This is a genomic window from Bacillus sp. FJAT-27225 (genome assembly GCF_001685025.1).
Lineage (GTDB): Bacteria > Bacillota > Bacilli > Bacillales > Cytobacillaceae > Bacillus_D.
The window spans coordinates 68584-87194 of the sequence record NZ_MAYU01000023.1 but is presented as its reverse complement, the minus strand read 5'-3'; the positions used below and the strand labels follow the sequence as shown (position 1 = coordinate 87194).

The following is an 18611-nucleotide window of genomic DNA, read 5'->3' as shown; positions in this document are numbered from 1 at the left end:
CGAAATAAACTAGAATTTCAATCAACAGACTTTACAGCCCGTTAAAGCGGGATAAAAGCATGGATCTGAAAGAGTGATGAGCTTGAATGAACAATCAATGTTAAAACGGAATTTAGCCATCATGTGGTTTTCCAACTTCTTCATTGGCGGCAGCTTGACGATGGTCATGCCATTCATTTCTCTTTATATTGAAAGCTTCGGAACCTTTTCTGAGGAGTATGTCCAACGCTGGGCAGGAATAACCTTTGCTGCTACATTCGTGACTGCCTTCCTGTTCTCGCCGATCCTTGGCAGGCTGGGCGATAAATACGGGCGGAAAAAAATTCTGATTTTCCTTGGTCTTGGGATGTCGTTATCCCTCTTCCTGATGGGTATGGTTACTACTGTTTGGCAGCTTCTACTGCTACGGTTATTCATGGGATTTTTCGCTGGAAGCATTCCTGTCACCCAGGCTTTTATTTCGACCCAAACCCCAAAGGAAATGGCAGGAAAGGTATTAGGCACCCTGCAGACCGGGAACATTACCGGGACATTACTCGGTCCATTAATTGGTGGATTTCTAGCCGATTCAATAGGCTATGCAGATACATTTAAAGGAACCTCAAGCATTATCCTGATTTCGGTTTTGCTGATTACAATGGTGAAAGAGTTCAGAGTTGATATGAAGCGAGGAAAAAAGGCCAATTACAGCCGGCTTGATGTTGTCCAGTTAATCTTACGCAACCCAACTCTAACAACTGTCCTCTTAATCTCGATGTTTATCCAGATCGCTTTATTCAGCATCCAGCCGATCCTAGCCCTTTTCGTCAGCGAAATTCACGGCCCTGAAAATCTTGCATTCTTTTCCGGTTTGGCTTTTTCAGCGGCAGGCTTCGGAAATTTAATGATGGCGAGAAAATGGGGAGAATTGGCCGACAAGAAAGGGTACATTAAAATCTTGATTCTGCTTCTGCTTGCCGGTGGCATCTTGTACATCCCAGGAATGTTTGTTCAAGAAGTCTGGCAGCTTGTACTAATCCGATTTGGCCTCGGGATTACTATAGGAGGGATCATACCGGTCAGAATGGCTTTTATCCGGCAGGAAGCACCTGTTGCTATTCAAGGTGAGGTGCTGGGATATAATCAAAGCTTGCGTTTTCTTGGCAACATCATTGGCCCGGTCCTTGGCGGAGTTCTGGCAGGCAGCTATGGCTTTCCATCGGTGTTCCTCGTTACGAGCATCCTGCTCCTTTTAAGCGGTTTCGCCTTGCTTGCCGTTACAAGAAGAATAAGATATATTCCAACAAGAATGCACATTAAAGAAACCGGAGGCGCTAGTCCAAGCCTCCGGTTTTTTCATATTGATGTCGTTTACCGGTTACCAGGAAGGGTAAAATGTCCAAATACATATCATTTGGTGCCCAGCAAAAAATAGAACGATTCGAGTTGGGAGGATGCACGTTGGAAGTTAAATCTCTAATTGAAATTGAAAACCTTGCACTGAAAAAGCTTAAAATCTATAAGCAGAGTATAATACGTTACATACTTCGAGCCATGCTCGCCAGCATGTTTATTGGGTTTGGCGTTATTGTTGCCTTTAAAACAGGGAATTACTTCTACATGGAGCACTCACCGCTTACTTACCCAATGGCTGCGATTACGTTCGGATCTGCGATTATTTTGATCGCCTATGGCGGTGGAGACTTATTTACTGGCAATACCTTTTATTATACGTATGCAGCCCTTCGGAGTAGGATGGCCTGGTTGGACGTAATCAAGCTCTGGATTTTCAGTTATGCGGGCAATATACTGGGAGCCGTTTCCTTCGCGTTCCTAATTTGGTCAACCGGCCTGTTTGCCGAGTCTTCAGTTAATCAATATTTGCTGGACGTTGTTGAGAAAAAGATGCACGTTCCAACCGACGAATTGTTTTTTCGGGCTATTCTTTGTAACTGGCTGGTTTGTCTTGCTTTTTTCATTCCGACTACTTTAAAAGGTGATGGCCCGAAATTATTTACGATGATGCTGTTTGTCTTTTGCTTCTTCATTTCCGGCTACGAACATAGCATTGCCAATATGTGTACGTTCGCGATTGCACTAGTTCTGAATCATCCTGGCACGATTTCCTGGGATGGGGTCATCCATAACCTAGTTCCAGTCACAATTGGAAACTTAATTGGCGGAGCCGTTTTTATGGCCGGGATGTATTATTACGTAAACAAACCGTTCATCTCAGAATATGAAGAAGAAGAAAAATAGGCAGGAGCCACAAAGGCCCTGCCTATTTTTAGTTACCCGATAATAATCCGTTCCTTCGCATAATGGAATTTCTCTTTTTTCGGTTTTCCCCTCACGATGAACAGGAACGAAAAGATTCCAATCCGCCCAATAAACATAAGAATCATAATAATCCATTTCCCAGCTGTACTCAGCTCAGGTGTAATTCCAAGCGATAGCCCTGTCGTCCCGAAAGCCGAGGACACCTCAAACACAATTTGCATTAAACTAAAAGCCGGCTCTATAAATGAGAGCAAAATAATCGAGAATCCACAAATCAGGAAAGCTGTCATAATGATAATAAATGACTTTACGACGTCTTCAGGCATGATTTCCCGCTTGAAAACTTTGATATTTGTGTGGCCTTTTGCATACGAAATAATTGCTAAAATCGCAATTGCAAAGGTAGTTGTCCGAATCCCCCCGCCGGTACTGCTTGGAGAAGCACCAATAAACATAAGCAGGCAGAGAAGCAAGTGGGTCGGATGTGAAAACTCATTAATATCAATGGTCGCCAGGCCCGCACTTCTTGTCGTTGATGAATGGAAGGCGGAATAAAAGAACGACTCATGCCAGGTCATGCTTTTAAAGAGATGGTTATATTCAAACAGATAGATTAACAATGTACCGAAAACAAGCAATGCAGCAAACGTTGAAACAGCGATTTTTGTAAATAGCGTAAATCGGAATGGGTATTTGCCTTTATAGGTCAGATACTCCCTGAACTCAAGCAAGACAGGAAACCCTATAGCCCCAACAACAATTAACAGCATATTGACGGTCTGGACAAAATAATCATTCGCAAACGGAATCAAAGATTGCCCGGTAATATCAAATCCTGCGTTTGTTGTCGCGCTGACAGATGCAAAGAAGCCCTGCCTGAACGCTTCCTGCCATGTAGGGAAATAATCTAAAAAGTGGATCCCTAGCACAAATGCACCTATGATTTCAATAACAATGATTAAAAGCCCGATCTCCCGCATCAGATACACAATCCCGGAAAGTGCAGATTGGTTCTGGTCAGTCATGATGAGCATCCGTTCCCTCAAGCCAATTTTTTTACCGAGAATTAGCCAAATAAAGGTTCCGAGTGTCATCACCCCAACTCCACCTATTTGCAAGATGAGTGCAAGGATAAATGTACCAGGATAACTTAATACTTCATGAATTGGCACTGTTGCCAGTCCAGTGACACTGACAGCACTGACTGCTGTAAAAAGAGCATCAATGAAAGAAAGCTCTGCAGACTCCTTCAACGTAATCGGCATCATCAGTAAAAAGGTCGAAATAATAATTGCCGTCAAATAGTAAAGGACAATAATTTGGACAGATGTGAGCCTGGCGGTTACTTGGTCGAATTTCGTTTTCATAGAAAACCCTCTTGCATTTGATATGACATATTTTTTCCGGAGAAAGAAATGAAACAGACATTTCCATTCTCAGATGATAACACTATATACCCTTTTTCAAAAAAAAGCATCCCCCCGGATATCCGGAGGGAATGCAGAATTAAACTAGATTCTTTCCTGTCATTTCAAGCCATTCAAGTTGTCTTAGCCTAATCGTGAACAGTGACATTGGATCGTGGAACTTTTCAGGATTTTTCTTCATGTCTGCTGCGCGTTCCCTTGTTTCCGCCAATTTCACTTCCGTATCAGCGAGAGTTTCAGCCAATACCTCACGCGGATTCTTAAAGAATATAGAGATATCATGGGCAATCGCATTTTCAAACACGTCAAATTGCAGGAAAAACCGGCTATTTACAATTTTTACAGTATCGGAATAATCCTCGCCTTCAACAAAGGACTTATACCTGTTATACAGCATGGCATTGTTTTGGGGAAGTGCCCCGAGCAGCTTGCCCGCTCCCTTCAAAAGAATCTGGGATGGGGTACGGCGCAACAGGACATTTACTTTTTCCAATTGATAACGGTTCGTCAACCGGTCAATATCACGCTTCCAGTCCTCAAGGACCCTGAAATCACAATCAAGCTGAATCCAATTTTTACCGTAAAGGGAATTGAAACTTTCAGCCATTTCATCGAGAAACTCCTGGATTGTAGACAATTCCCTGCCAGTCTCTTCAATCCATTCAGCAAGTGAGGCTTTCAGTTTTGGCAGAAGCTTTTCATTTAAATAGGTATTCAGCCTTCTGTTCATCTCATCATTCATATCGAGATGGATGGTACGGAAGTCGCTTGTTTCCTTCAGGAAGTCGGATGTCTCCCTCAGCAAAGCAGGAATGTCTGCCATTGCCTCTGCTCTTGCTTCATCAAGTATTTCCCGATAGGACTTTTGAACCTTTTCTATCCGTTCCACCTCTATATCATCCAGTTGATTCATGGCGCCTGTCAGCTTGGCCGCCATCTGCTCACGATTTTCAATCGTATCGTGAATTCCCTTCTCCTGCTCCATCCGCTGCAGCAGAAGATGGTCAAGCGTCTTCCTGATCAAAAGGAGCAATTTATCTGTGCGGCTGCCAATAATGCTTCGTTCGGGCGTACCAATGACTGCCGCTTTGACAATGCTCTCAAAGAGTCTTTCTTTGTTCGGCATAGGACCCGCTTTAATGACTTCCGATTCAGGGAAAACACTCTTCAGCATGATAGCCGCCTGCTCAAATTCATTTGGGTCTGGCTCGCCCTGCTGTGTGAGCAAGAAGTGAATTGGAAGTCCCGGCACAAGTTCACGAATACGGGAAATCACAACTTGTTCATGAGTTGTCAGTGGCAAAGCAGAATTAACTGCAAAGAACAGGCTGTCTGCCAAATGAATATAGCTCAGGTCTTCCTGTCCGATTGATTCCTCCTCAAACTCAGGAAGGTCAATGAGCGACAAACCAGCATCCCGAAGGAATGGGATAGGAAGGGAGAATGTAAATATTCCGTTTTCCAGATCCTCTTCCTGTATCCTTTCCAGTTCCTCCGTTACAACGATTTCCTTATCCGTTACAAGGCCAATGGCTGCTTCATCCTGATACTGAAAAGCAAGAGCATTCCGAGAGGCTTCAGTTTCCTCCGGATAAGCATCCCCCAGTATTAGGCGAAGAGCCCAAGCCTTTCCACTTCCTTTCATACCGGCAGTCACGATATGTCTTGTCCTGAAATTGGCAAGCTCCTCTGCAATCCATTCAAGCCTTGGACCAATCTGTAATCCTCTCATTTCTGTCCATGAGGCTATTTCGGAGAGAAGGGCGAGGCCTTCAACAAAATCATTCTCAGAGCGTTTGGAGTTTGTCAGGGCAAGCTCGGCCGCTTCAATTGAACTCCCGGAGATGCCTGCCGGAAATTTGCCACTCCAAGCCAGCAATGCTGAAGCAGCAAGACTTAGCGTCGCTTCGTCCGCAATCATAAGCCAGTTCGTTAAAAGCGGCGGCATGATGGATGACAAAGATAAAATTGAATAGTTTCCGGAAGTTGTGAAATCAAGATAAGCCTCTTTGTATAAGGCCGATAATTCAGGCCAAATACCTGAAGGCACATCTCTTAATTCTCCAAGCAGCGCGTTCCAGTTGGAGATCCACGCAAAATACCCTGTTTGCTCCTTGTAGCTGTTCCAAAGCGCGGCCGCAAGTTTACCAAATCGTTCCTTATCAACTTCATAAAGAGCTTTCAATACTTGATTGAAATAGGATGGTTCACGGTTTACGGTTACCCCTTGCTCAACGTAGGAAATAAGGATGTCGGCCCATTCCCCATCTTTTGTCCTTACTGTTTCATTCGCGGCAAGCTCCGTAGCGCTTACCCAATCCTTCCTTCCCTCAAAAAACTTTCGGGCCAGAACAGATGCATCCGGATAGCCCGGGTTTTCCGCAATTAAGCCTTTGATGGTTTGGGATGCAGAGTCTTCTTTCCCTCTTTCTATATAGAGAGAGAAAAGCTGCAGGGCCACTTCTGCCCTCAAAGAAAGATTCTCGGAGCTAACTGATTTGTAAAGATCCTCTGCTTTAGCAAGCTCGCCAAGCTCGTAATAGGCATCACCTGTATTTTTGATGGCCCATTGTACTAGCGAACCTTCTATACCTTGCCATTTATATATGGCAGATTCATAGTCACGGAATCCAAAATACACCTCACCTTGGGCAAAGCGGATTTCCTGAAGCCCCGCGTCCCCCTTCTGTACTGCGGCATGATACGCTTCCGCCAGAACGGCTGCAGGATAGCCGTCCTGTCCTTCCATTAAACTCTCATAGTACGTCTTTTCAATCAGCATTTTTTCAAGATTCATAGCAGCCCCCTGAATACGTGCGTTTTTATTTGGTACTGAATTATTCATTAACTACTTTTGTACTCTTCAATCCTATTCTACCAGAGTCTTAAAAGGAGTACCCTTTTCTACCCAATAGAAGTACGAAAATAGATAAGCCTTTTTGCCCGTACCATATCGGGGCAAAGATATAGGGCAGTTTATTGGCAACCATGCCACGACCGCCTTGATATTCCGTATTGGAAAAAGAATAGGCAAATGCCGTGCCAAGAGCGGCCATCCGGCATAGTGTATAGGGACTTTGCCCATTACAAACAAAGGAGAAATGCCCTATGTACCCTTATGGTTACGTTCCACAGTTTGTCCCCCAACAACCTGACTTTGCAACACAGCCTTTCTATCAATATGACCAATTTATTCAGCAGCCACAGGAATTTATGCAGTTTGAAACCCAGCAAGACGATCCTGACCGCCAGCGCCCCCAAGAGCTTGAGAGAAGAATTGCTCAACTGGAAAGACGGACATCATTAATTGAACAGGAAAACACTCGCCAATCCAGAGAAATCACCAGGCTTAATAATCAGCTTGACCGAACCCAGCGCAGGCTTCAGCGCGTTAATCAGCGTCTCCGCGCCCTTGAGAACAGGTTCAACATCCCGTTCACCCCATTTGATGGGGAATTTTAAACATTTCGCCCGGGCCTTCTTTTTCTAAGCCCGGGCTGCATGTATTTAAAAGATTACCAACCTTCAGACGGGGAATAATAGAGGTGGAAACTCTTCAGGAGGAGGTGGAAGGTTGCTTTATCTAGATAAATACCATGACCCTCGAAAAAATAAACAATTAATTGACAAGATATCGGCGGGCAAACCTGATATTCAGGAGGCTGTCGCCCATACCGAATACCTTTTTCAAAATTTGAACAAAGGCGGAAGGGACATTGTCAGAAAAAAATCAATATCCTCTAGCCTTTGGCAAATCTTTCATAGAATGCCTTCCTTCTTTTTGGCAAAAAGATCGAGACGAAACTTGCAGGAATCATCCACCCAGGTCGATGCACTTGGAAATGTGTATCCTTCCTGGAAACCGATCCTGGATGAGGAATACGCACACCTGCTGTCCGTAGCTGCGAATGAAGTGAATGTCAAGGACTTCGGTGCAGTAGGTGACGGTCTTACAGATGACACAGAAGCCTTCAAAAAGGCAATTGGCAGCGGGCGGGTGATCGTCCGTATTCCAGAAGGCACCTTTATGACAAAGGAAATCCGCCTGCCATCCTGGACATGCTTAATTGGCGAAGGAAAAGGTAAAACCATCCTTAGGCTTCATGATAAGGCCGCTAAATCATCCCAACTTGTAACGAACTTGTCTCACTGGAAAGGGAATCGCAATATCCTTGTAAAAGGAATGACCCTTGACTGGAATGTTGAAAGGCTGGGCAATGTTCCAAAAACAGCCGCAGGCAATAACCTGTCCAGCTGCCTGCTGTTTGCAAATGTAACGTTTGGCTGGGTAAAAGATGTAGAGGCAATCAACCCTGGCCTTCATTGTTTTGATGTTTCGTCAACCATTTACAATTATTCAGGCGACGGTTACCGGGCACGGGGCGGAAGCAACTATATTTGGCTTGATGGCTTGAACGGTTATGGCTTTGGAGATGATGGGGTCACGACCCACCATAGTGACAATATCCTGATTTCCAACTGCCATATGTGTGATCCAAGCGGGCGGTCGCATAAAAAAGGGTTTTCAAATTCGAACGGTTTTGAAGCAGACGATGGTTCGAGAAACGTATGGCTCGTCAACAATTCATCAACACGCTGTTTCGGGGGAGTAGAAATTAAAGCGCACCATAATTCCTCCGCTGCATCAAACGTCCATATTATCGGCCACTTATCGATCAATGATAACCGTTCCTTTAATTTCCGCCATATCGGCCATCATAAAAGTACCGACCCCGTATCAAGAACAGCCTTTGATATACAGGCAACAAACCTTATTTCGGTAGCACCTGTTTATTCAGAGTTATATGTCGGTTCAAAACCGCGGGCACTCGTAGTTTCCGCATATCGAAATGTAGTGATAAACCATTTCACTGCAATCGGTGACCCTGATTATGATTACGGTAGGGAACCAGTAATGGCGATTCAGTACAGATCCCGAAATGTCGTCTTCGATAATATTTCGGTTAGCAACTTCCGTACTGCCGGAGCTGATGTCAAAGTGTTTGGCGGTGACAACTGTGCAGATTGGGTTGCAGTCCGAAATTTAACAGTGCGGGATTCAGCACGGCAGGCCGTCCAGATTGGAAAAGGGGTCAAGCAGGCACGCGTTGGAAAAGTGCTTGCACTTGGCGAGAGGCACACTCCAGACAGAAAAAGAGGCTAATCTATCTTGGGAGATGGGTGGGTGCTGGGCATCCACCCCTCTTCTTTTAGGCTCCTGCTTGGCGGGCCTCCCCTTTGCCTAATGAACTCTTTTCCAACTACCTTTTCCCCAAGGTATTCCCCTATGGTAGTATTAGAATGTATGCCTTTAAAGCAGGCAGGCATACATATTTCACAGGGGGTGACTCATGAATAGTAAAATTTCCCTTGTCCTCAGTTTGATCAGTATTGTCGTTTTGGCTTTGGGAACAAACTATGTACTTGCCCAACATGGGGCTTCAATTCCAATTCTCTCAATCAGTATTCTAAAAGATTCTATTTATATTTCAGCTATAGGAATTCTTATTTGGTTTTTAATAAAAAAGTCAAAAGAATTAAGTCAGGCCAAATTGGGAGAGCAGCGCCTTTCTACGCTAATTAATTCGATGGTAGATTTCGTTAACTTCAAGGATGGCAACGGAAGATGGATTGAGGTAAATGAATACGGCCTTGAACTCTTTCAACTTAAAGGATTCGATTATCGAGAAAAAAAGGACTCAGAGCTTGCCGAGTTTTCCAGGGACTATGCAGAGGCGCTTCGATATTGTGAGATTTCTGATGAAGAAGCATGGGAGAATGGAAAGGTTACTAGAGTTGAAGAAATTCTTGAGACACCCTCAGGGGACAGGAGGATTTTTGACACCTTTAAAATCCCTCTTTTTCACTCTGACGGGAGCCGGAAAGGACTCGTCGTTATCGGCCGAGATATTACAGAGAACCGGAAGCTTATCAATCTCCTCGAGGAGAGCCAGCAGCAATACAAATCCCTGTTTGAATACAATCCGGATATCGTATATATGACCGATTTAACGGGGGTATTTACCAATGTGAATGCCCGCCTCAAGGAAGTAACTGGCTATGAACCATCTACCATTATTGGCAAACGCATTTTCGACTTAATGCCCAATTTAGATAGAAAACTACTTGGGCGATACCTATCTGCTGTTGTGAATGACAAAACACCCCAGACGATTGAGCTTGGATTGAAAACAAGCCAGGGTGCTTCGATTATAGTAGAGTGTACCTCAATGCCTATTATCATTAACGGGACTATAACAGGCCTAATCGGATATGGCAAGGATGTTACAAAGCTAAGAGAAACAGAAGAGCAGCTTCGGCGCTCCGAGAAACTATCGGTTGTCGGGGAAATGTCAGCGAGCGTAGCCCATGAGATACGGAACCCATTGACTTCCCTGCTCGGGTTTGTACAACTCCTCGATTCAGAGGATGAAAAACATCGGTCCTATTATAAAATTATGAAAAACGAATTAAATAGGATTAACTCCATTGTCGGTGAACTGCTCCTGCTGGCCAAGCCGCAGGAAGTGAAATTTCTCCATTCAGATTTATCGGTTATCCTTCTCGATGTGATCACATTACTTGAAACAGAAGCTGCTTTTAATAATGTACAGCTTGAAACAAGAATCGAAAAACAGGATTTATTCCTTGACTGTGAGCCGAACCAGCTAAAACAATTGTTTATTAATGTAATTAAAAACGCTATCGAAGCCTCAAATCCCGGCGGCAAGGTAAGCGTATCGGCAACAAATACAGGACATGGAACGGTTGCTGTATCAATAAAAGATAAGGGAGTCGGGATCCCAAAAGAAAGGCTTGAAAAAATCGGCCAGCCGTTTTATTCCTCCAAGGAAAAAGGAACTGGACTTGGCCTGACTGTCAGCTATAAAATCATTGAATTCCATCGTGGAAAAATGACATTTGCAAGTGAGGTAAATAAAGGCACCAAGGTTCAAATTGAACTGCCAACCGAGAAACACCACCCTGTCACTCAATCCAAAACTGGGTGATGATAAAGACAGGAAGGACCCGGAATTTTCCGGGTCCTTTTATTCATTTTCTTCAGAATGAGTGTTCTCCCGCAGCTGGTCTGCAAGCTTCTCAGCAACTCTCCTATACATATTGCTCATATGAACGAGGGATGCAATCAACAGGACAATCCGGTTATCCTCTTCAGAATTCCCCGAATCGCATAGTAGATCAACCACTTCAGCACGCTTTTCCAGTTCATTTGTAAAACCGGCATTATTCTTGGTGCAGATTTCCAAATAAGCCGAATAGAATGCTTCTAAATCCAGCTCTCCACTGACTGCCTGAGTGTTGACTCCATCAAGGACGCCTTTAATATCATTGATTGAAAGGGCACCCTTTAGCTGATAAATCAGGCTAATCATAATCAAATGGTCTCTCGTATATTTTTTTTTCTTCACCGGAAAAAACAGCTTTCCTTTGGCGTAGTTGTTAATCATTGTCTTGGTAAGTATTTTTTCATCCTCATACCGCTTCGTATCTCCGTATTTATTTTCAAATAGCTGGATGACTTGGTCCATGTACAAATCTACACCGGGCATCTCATTCACGCTTAGCTGTTTTTCCAGGCCAAGACTATCCATCAATTTCTTAAGTTCGTCCATTCAGATCCTCCAGTACACAAGTTTCTTCTTTTTAGTATACAAGAAATAACCTCCATATTAAACATTGACTACTTCATGCTATAATTATATCATGATAAGTAGTTATTGAAACTATATAAAGAGGTGTTTAAAATGAATAGATACGTAAGAGAGCCTATTAATGGGTTTACACATCTTGCTGGGGCGATTCTTTCCTTTGCAGGGCTAGCGGCCATGATTATCAAAGCAGTCCAGGCCGGTCTTTCTGTATTGGCCATTACGGCAGTTGCCATTTTTGGACTTAGCATGATTCTGCTCTATTCAGCTTCTGCCACATACCATCTGGTTATTGCCAGGGATTCAGTCATTGGATTTCTGCGCAAAATCGACCATTCCATGATTTTTGTATTAATCGCCGGAACCTATGCACCTTATTGCCTTATTTCATTGAACGGTACGATTGGCTGGATATTATTCGGCATTGTGGCAGGAGCAGCGGCAGGAGGCATTTTGTTCAAAATGGTTTGGTTCCACTGTCCCCGCTGGCTTTCTACCTCTCTTTACATCATCCTAGGATGGATGGTTGTATTTGTTGCTCCGCTGCTTTCAGGAAATCTTCACTGGGGAGGCATGTTACTTCTTATTCTTGGCGGGATTTTGTATACGATTGGGGGAGTCATTTATGGAGCAAAGCCTGATTTCCTGAGGACTAAGCATATGGGGTTTCATGAAATATTCCACATTTTCATCCTGCTCGGAAGCCTTGCTCACTTCTTAAGCGTATATCTTTTTGTTCTTTAAGGAGGTTTAGCTATCTATGGAAGCAAAGGTAGCTTTATTCTTCATACAAAACCCGTTGATCATGTTTATAAAGACATCCTCAAGAAAATGATTCAAGGCCTACTCAATGCCAAATTGGCTTTAAAGGTCTCTAACAATAAAAAGTTCTATTTCGACTAATTTTTTAATTGGAAAATACAGCCTTTTGCGCAGCGCTTACATAATTGATATATCAGCAATCTTCCACTTCTATCGTTCTTCAAAAGGGAATCAATTTTTCAAATTGTCTAAAAAAGCTGTTGACCCTTCCCGAATTCTCTGATAAATTATGTTTACATTATTTTAAAAAATAAAAATTGATGACGAGAAGAGTACGTCAGGAAGACTGTTCCCCAGAGAGCCGGCAAGTGGTGCAAGCCGGTGTCCAGTGCCTGTCCGAAAATCATCTCCGAGATGCAAAGCTGAAATAAGAGTAAGCTTTGACGGGGTTTTCCGCCGTTACAAGGAAGACGTATGGTTGTACGTTTGCTGAGTGCTGCACGCTTTTTAGCGTCGCGGAATTAGGGTGGTAACGCGAGTCTATAAACTCGTCCCTGTTTAACAGGGACGAGTTTTTTTATTTTAAAATAATAATTTAACAGATTGACACAAATCTGTTCATTCTAAAAAGTAAAGGAGAACTGAAGAGATGAAAAAGTTAGATACTTTGTTTATTGGCTTTATGTTATTTTCAATGTTTTTTGGAGCAGGAAACCTTATTTTCCCTCCTTTCCTCGGAGCTCTTTCCGGTACATCGTACTGGCTTGCAATGGCAGGATTCATTCTGACCGCTGTTGGGCTGCCACTGCTGGTCATCCTTGCCGTTGCGCGTATCAAAGGCGGAACGGCCGAACTCGGAAATCGGGTTCATCCTATATTCAGTGCTGTTTTTATGGCAGTTGTATATCTTTCAATCGGGCCATTCCTGGCTATTCCAAGGAATGCATCTGTTGCATTTGAAATGGGCATCATGCCATTCGCACCTGAATCTATGAATCAAAATGTTGCATTGTTTGTTTATTCGGCATTATTTTTCCTGGTTGCCTTTTACACAGCTTTAAACAAAGACAAAATGCAAAAATATATGGGCCGTTGGATTACTCCTGTATTGCTTGTATCCATCGTCGTTCTATGTGTGGTCGGCTTTGTCAAGCTGGATGGTTCCCTGCTTGCTCCAACAGGTGGGTACGAAGCTGGAGCATTTTTTAAAGGCTTCATTGAAGGGTATAACACAATGGACGCACTTGCTGCACTCACATTTGGAATTGTTATCATTTCCGCTGTCAAACAGCAAGGTGTTAAAGAAGAGAAGCAGCTTACAGGTTATTTGATGAAAGCCGCTGTAATTGCTGGTTCCCTGCTAGCTCTTGTGTATGTATCAATTGGCTGGGTTGGTGCCAGAATGGGGGCTGCTGGCCCGTTTGAATCCGGAGCTGAGCTGCTAGCTGCCGTTTCGACTCTTGTACTGGGAACACCGGGGACAGCACTGCTTGGGCTTATTTTCACACTTGCTTGCTTTACAACCGTGGTCGGCCTGACATCTGCATGCGGTGAATATTTCTCAAACGTCATTCCAAAGGCAAGCTACAAAGCAGTCGTAACAGCTATTACATTAATCGGGTTTACTCTTTCCAATGCTGGCCTTGCTCAAATCCTGAAGGTATCTGTACCATTTTTGGTTACTGCCTACCCATTAACAATTGTTCTTGTAACACTGAGCTTCTTCCATCGGTACTTCCGAAATCCGCGCATGGTGTATGGGACGACAATACTGTTTACAGGGGTATTTGCAGCAATTAGCGGTTTAACGACATTTGGCCTTGACCTTGGCCCATTGGTAACGTTTAGGAACTTGCTGCCATTTGCTTCAGCAGGCATGGATTGGGTTGTTCCGGCTCTTGCAGGTGCGCTGATTGGCCTTACCTTTAGCGGAAAGAAAGAGCCTGCCTCACTTCCAAAAAACCTTAAAGTTTCGTAAAAAGCGTTGAAGGCTGGCACCTTACTGAAAAGTGCCAGCCTTTTTTCTCTCCACTATTCATTTTTCTTGCAATAGCCTCGATCTTTCCTCTATCAAGCCCATCCTGATTCTACTTAAGCCACTCAAAGTTGATCAATGACTCCCAGAAAAGTTTGTCAATTTTATAAAAAAATCCTTGCTGAATGTTCTGTTGCCAGGAACTACAGCAAGGACATCAAACGACTAGTCATGATTTTTTTATGAAATATCCAACTGTCAATAGTGCAAACCAAACCGGCGCAATCAGCAAAGCTACAAAAGTATCTTCAATGAAAGCCATCGATATTACAACAACAGCCAGCACGGCTAGCGCAAAATACGATGTAAATGGATGGAGCGGCATTCTGAAAAAGCTGCTTCCTCCTGTCACTTTCCTGAATTTAATATGGGTCAGAAGGATGATGGTCCAGCTTGTCACAGCAGAAATGGTTGCAATCGACATGATATAGGAAAACACTTTTTCAGGGACAACATAATTAAGGTAGACAGCGATAAGGAGAATGGCGGCTGTAAACAGGATTCCTCTTGCAGGTATACCTTGTTTATTAAGCTTCCCAAAAAATCTTGGACCATTTCCCTGATCGGCAAGGCTGAATAGCATCCTGCCTGTCCCATACATACCACTGTTGAATGCGGAAAGTGCTGCGGTCAGGACAACGAAATTTATAATATCAGCTGCGGCAGGCATGCCGATTTTATCAAAAATCAGAACGAATGGGCTGCCTTCAGTGCCGATTTTGTTCCATGGATATAAAGTCATGATTACACCAAGGGCACCCACGTAAAATATTAAAATTCTCCAGATGACCGTATTAATGGCCGATGGAATAGTCTTTTTCGGATTATCTGCTTCTCCTGCGGTAAGCCCGATCAATTCAATTCCGCCAAAAGAGAACATGACCATGACTAATGACAGAATGACACCTGTTATGCCGTTTGGCATAAAGCCTCCATTGGCCCATAGGTTTTCAAAGCCGACTGGATTGCCCCCATTCCCAAAACCAAAGAAGATGATTCCGAGGCCGGCAACAATTAATCCGATAATCGCAAGAACTTTGATCATCGCAAACCAAAACTCAAACTCGCCAAATGCTTTTACATTTATCAGGTTAATTGCTGTCATGACTGCAAGCGCTGCAAGCGCAGTCACCCATGAAGGAATTTGGGGGAACCAATACTGGATATACGCCCCCACAACCGTGATTTCAGCCATGCCGACAACTACCCAGTTAAACCAGTATGTCCAGCCAGTGACATATCCGGCGAAATTTCCAAGATACTTGTTTGCATATTCACTAAATGATCCCGAAACCGGATTGGTAATCGCCATTTCTCCGAGCGCCCTCATAATCAGGAAGATCACAAGACCACCCAAAGCATAGGAAAGCAGGATGGCAGGGCCGCCTAGTTGGATTGTCGAGCTGGAGCCGTAGAAAAGCCCGACCCCAATTGCACCACCAAGAGCGATTAGCTGAATGTGGCGATTGCTTAAACCCCTCTTCAATTGATCTGTATTTTTCCCTGGCGGACTCGAAGGGTTATTCATGTTGTTCGTTCCGTTCATTATTGCACCCCTTAAACACTTTTGCGCTTTTATGCTTTTATGCACTAAAACGCCATTTTGTTATCATATCTTATCTTGACTGTATTGCATACCCTTTTACCCTCTTTTTCATAAAATTGACTCCTCTTCCAGCCAGTTTTTATAAAAGGCCCACCTCTTAGTTAAGCCTGAAATTTTCAGTATAGCATTAGTTTGTCCACTTTCCGATAAGGCACATCATTCCGATTCCCTTGTACATAGGATTAAAACTTTCAATCACATTCATTTCTCTTTTAGCCAGTTGCACTTCTCGAAGTTATTACCATTCATATTTGGGCATGAGAGCCAAAAAATATAGAGGTACCACACCACCAAAAGGGAGGGAATTTACTTGATAAAGAAAACGATAGGCATAGCTATGGCCAGCGTACTCCTATTCGGCCTCGCAGCCTGCAACAATAATGGGAACGACAATGCAACCGATCACGGAACCGGCGCGTACAATGTCCGTGACAACGGGAACAGGGATCATAACAACGATTTTATCGGAATGGATAATGAGGGGCTATTAACCGAAGAATGGGACCCAGGGCATAACGATGATGACCGTGATGGACGGACCGGAACATTTAGAAATGACAGGGAAGACAGGAATCGTGACAATAATGGAAACTGGTTCGGCCGAAATCACCTTTCCAGCATTCAAACATCCATGTCCAGCAAAAATTACCCTCATACACAGCCAATACTAGTCCAGCCAGCTCAGTATCAGTTTATCCGGACGGACCGCCAAAACGGACAACCAAATCAGGGCCGCCAGCAAATTTCGGTTCCTCAAAACTCCGGAGCAATGCCTCCAGTATCGAATCAAGGACAACTGCCAGGCACCGGGCAACAAGGTCAGGATTTTTATCCTCAGCTTGGCCAGGCCCAGGGTGGAGCACAACAACTTGCCCCCGAGCAGCGGACAACGAACCGGCAACAGCCTGTTGCAGCTCCTGGAATTAGCCAAATGGCCCAGCAGGTAATAGACTTAACCAATATACAGCGCCAGCAAAACGGCCTGCCGCCATTACAGGCAGATACACAGTTAAGCGGGGTTGCCCAATGGAAATCCGTGGATATGGCTCAATACAACTACTTTTCACATACAAGCCCTACGTATGGCTCACCGTTTGATATGATGCGCGATTTCGGTGTTTCATATCGGACTGCTGGAGAAAATATTGCAGTAGGGCAGCGTTCTGCGCAGGAAGTTGTCCAGGCCTGGATGAATTCTGAAGGACACCGCCGTAACATATTGAACCGGGAGTTTACCCATATTGGAGTTGGGTTTGAACAATACGGCAACCACTGGACACAAATGTTTATCGGTAAATAGGAAAGTAAGCGAGATGCCGGGTTCTAAAAGGGAACCCGGCATTTTCGTATTCGCTCTGTATTTTATTTCCCTTTCTTTACCCCATAAGTTACGACCCCATTTTGCAGGTTTGTAGTATGATGAGTGCAAGGACAAACATATATAAGGAGGGTTATAAATGTGGCTGCTTTTCGCTATTCAGCTCGGTACAGCGTTTTTATTCCTTCTTCTTGGCTGGGCTATAAAAAGAGGAGCCTTTTGGCTAATTTCCGGTTTTTCAACACGGCCTGAAGAGGAACAGAAGCTATTGATTGAAAATGAGTACCCGCAAAAGATGGGGAATTTATTGATCAGTACTGCAGCCGGAATAATCCTTCTGCTCCCCCTCATGTTTTCATCATTCCAATATGCCATTGAAATGATTTTCGGATTTATGCTTGTTTATCTGTTGGGCGGCATCATGTACCTTTCACGGTATGAGGTTCCAAAAAAGCGGAAAAAGAGCTATATCATCAGCATAAGCATTGCGGCGGTAACATTTATTCCAATTGGGATTCTCCTGTTTCTTGGATACCAGGATGCTCAGCTTGTTTTAAAAGAAGAAAGTTTTGAAGTAACCGGCATGTACGGGAGTACCTGGAAATATTCGGACATTGAGGAAATCAAGCTTCTCGATAAAATGCCCGAAGTTACCTGGAGGGTGAACGGCTTTGGGCTTGAAACCGTCTCAAAGGGGAAATTCAAGGTGACCGGCTATGGAACAAGCCTGCTGTTCATTCAAAAAGGAGTCCCTCCGTACCTCCATATCAAAACAAAGGATGAGGACATTTTTATTAACGCCGAAAACTCTTCCAAGACTCGTACATGGGAAAAACAACTTTTAAATCAAATGGAAATAAACTGCAGGAGTTCGGACTGTTAGTGGCGAATCATCTACCTTACGACTTTATTATGGAGGGAAATATGACGAAATTAGGATTTATCCGCCACGGAAGCACATCGTGGAATAAAGAAGGCCGTGCGCAGGGCAGTTCGGACATCCCGCTTGATCAGGACGGACTAAACGAGGCACGGCTGCTTGCCGAAAGACTTTCCAGTGAAGAATGGGACATCATTTACTCAAGCCCTCTCATGCGTGCCCGACAGACAGCCGAAGTGATCGCAGAACAGCTTGGTATTAAAGAAATCCAATTTGATTCCCGGCTGCGCGAAGTTAGCGGCGGCCAGATCGAAGGCACTACAGAAGCTGAACGAGTCGCCAAGTGGGGAAGCGGCTGGCGCAAGCTTGACCTTGGATTCGAAAGCAATGAACATGTCTTGGAACGGGGCTTTGCAGCTCTGGAAGACATACAATCTGCACATCCTGGCAAAAACATTCTGATTGTCAGCCATGGTGCTTTAATCAGAAGGGTTCTCTCAGAGCTCGTTCCTTCCCTAAAGGAAGAAGGCCCGCTGAATAACACAGCGGTCACGATTATTACTCATTCAAACGAGGCCTGGGAGTGCGGGCTGTATAATTGTACGAAACACCTGCTATAAAAATTGGCAGAATCAACTTGTGATTCTGCCAATT

At 44.1% G+C, this 18611-nt stretch carries 14 protein-coding genes and 1 other annotated feature; of the genes, 10 read left to right on the top strand and 4 right to left on the bottom strand.

Going from position 1 to position 18611, the window contains the following annotated elements; all coding sequences use genetic code 11:
* The first annotated feature begins 76 nt into the window (after positions 1-76).
* Together A8F94_RS19355 and A8F94_RS19350 are read left to right on the top strand one after the other, a co-directional pair.
* The gene (locus A8F94_RS19355; protein WP_175384486.1) at positions 77-1414 is read left to right on the top strand and encodes an MFS transporter; all 1338 of its coding nucleotides are present in this window, start codon (positions 77-79) and stop codon (positions 1412-1414) included.
* Positions 1415-1440: 26 nt separating this feature from the next.
* The gene (locus tag A8F94_RS19350; protein ID WP_066204255.1) at positions 1441-2238 is read left to right on the top strand and encodes a formate/nitrite transporter family protein; all 798 of its coding nucleotides are present in this window, start codon (positions 1441-1443) and stop codon (positions 2236-2238) included.
* Positions 2239-2270: 32 nt separating this feature from the next.
* Here A8F94_RS19350 and A8F94_RS19345 read toward each other — a convergent pair whose 3' ends face one another.
* Entirely contained in the window at positions 2271-3626 is a 1356-nt protein-coding gene (locus tag A8F94_RS19345) for a TrkH family potassium uptake protein (RefSeq protein WP_066204253.1), read from the bottom strand.
* Positions 3627-3765: 139 nt separating this feature from the next.
* Positions 3766-6483, bottom strand: coding sequence for a tetratricopeptide repeat protein (locus tag A8F94_RS19340; protein WP_066204251.1), 2718 nt, complete (start codon positions 6481-6483; stop codon positions 3766-3768).
* 311 nt (positions 6484-6794) lie between these two features.
* Here A8F94_RS19340 and A8F94_RS19335 point away from each other — a divergent pair, with 311 nt between their 5' ends.
* From A8F94_RS19335 to A8F94_RS19325, 3 genes are all read left to right on the top strand, one after another.
* Complete coding sequence (locus A8F94_RS19335) at positions 6795-7148, top strand: hypothetical protein (RefSeq protein WP_066204248.1); 354 nt, start codon at positions 6795-6797, stop codon at positions 7146-7148.
* Positions 7149-7260: 112 nt separating this feature from the next.
* A complete protein-coding gene (locus A8F94_RS19330) occupies positions 7261-8850 on the top strand; it encodes a glycosyl hydrolase family 28-related protein (protein ID WP_066204246.1) in 1590 nt (529 codons plus the stop codon).
* 187 nt (positions 8851-9037) lie between these two features.
* Positions 9038-10696: a PAS domain-containing sensor histidine kinase gene (locus tag A8F94_RS19325; RefSeq protein WP_066204244.1), complete on the top strand. Its 1659-nt coding sequence runs from the start codon at positions 9038-9040 to the stop codon at positions 10694-10696.
* A 39-nt stretch (positions 10697-10735) separates the two neighbouring features.
* On the opposite strand, the gene A8F94_RS19320 is transcribed toward A8F94_RS19325, so the two are convergent.
* Positions 10736-11320: a DUF1836 domain-containing protein gene (locus tag A8F94_RS19320; protein WP_066204242.1), complete on the bottom strand. Its 585-nt coding sequence runs from the start codon at positions 11318-11320 to the stop codon at positions 10736-10738.
* Between the two features lie 132 nt (positions 11321-11452).
* Between A8F94_RS19320 and trhA the strand changes: the two genes are divergently transcribed.
* Both trhA and brnQ read left to right on the top strand, forming a co-directional pair.
* Positions 11453-12100 carry a PAQR family membrane homeostasis protein TrhA gene (gene trhA, locus A8F94_RS19315; RefSeq protein ID WP_066204240.1) on the top strand — a complete coding sequence of 216 codons (648 nt, stop codon included), beginning with the start codon at positions 11453-11455 and terminating at the stop codon, positions 12098-12100.
* A 329-nt stretch (positions 12101-12429) separates the two neighbouring features.
* Positions 12430-12677 (top strand) — a binding site (T-box leader).
* A 90-nt stretch (positions 12678-12767) separates the two neighbouring features.
* Positions 12768-14096, top strand: coding sequence for a branched-chain amino acid transport system II carrier protein (brnQ, locus tag A8F94_RS19310; protein ID WP_066204238.1), 1329 nt, complete (start codon positions 12768-12770; stop codon positions 14094-14096).
* A gap of 226 nt (positions 14097-14322) precedes the next feature.
* Here brnQ and A8F94_RS19305 read toward each other — a convergent pair whose 3' ends face one another.
* Entirely contained in the window at positions 14323-15699 is a 1377-nt protein-coding gene (locus A8F94_RS19305; protein WP_254660906.1) for an amino acid permease, read from the bottom strand.
* A gap of 370 nt (positions 15700-16069) precedes the next feature.
* On the opposite strand from A8F94_RS19305, the gene A8F94_RS19300 reads away from it, so the two are divergent.
* The 3 genes from A8F94_RS19300 to A8F94_RS19290 all read left to right on the top strand — a co-directional run bounded on the left by A8F94_RS19300 (position 16070) and on the right by A8F94_RS19290 (position 18577).
* The gene (locus A8F94_RS19300; RefSeq protein ID WP_254660905.1) at positions 16070-17059 is read left to right on the top strand and encodes a CAP domain-containing protein; all 990 of its coding nucleotides are present in this window, start codon (positions 16070-16072) and stop codon (positions 17057-17059) included.
* Between the two features lie 157 nt (positions 17060-17216).
* Entirely contained in the window at positions 17217-17960 is a 744-nt protein-coding gene (locus tag A8F94_RS19295) for a DUF3784 domain-containing protein (protein ID WP_066204236.1), read from the top strand.
* Positions 17961-18001: 41 nt separating this feature from the next.
* The gene (locus tag A8F94_RS19290; protein WP_066204233.1) at positions 18002-18577 is read left to right on the top strand and encodes a histidine phosphatase family protein; all 576 of its coding nucleotides are present in this window, start codon (positions 18002-18004) and stop codon (positions 18575-18577) included.
* The last annotated feature ends 34 nt before the right edge of the window (positions 18578-18611 follow it).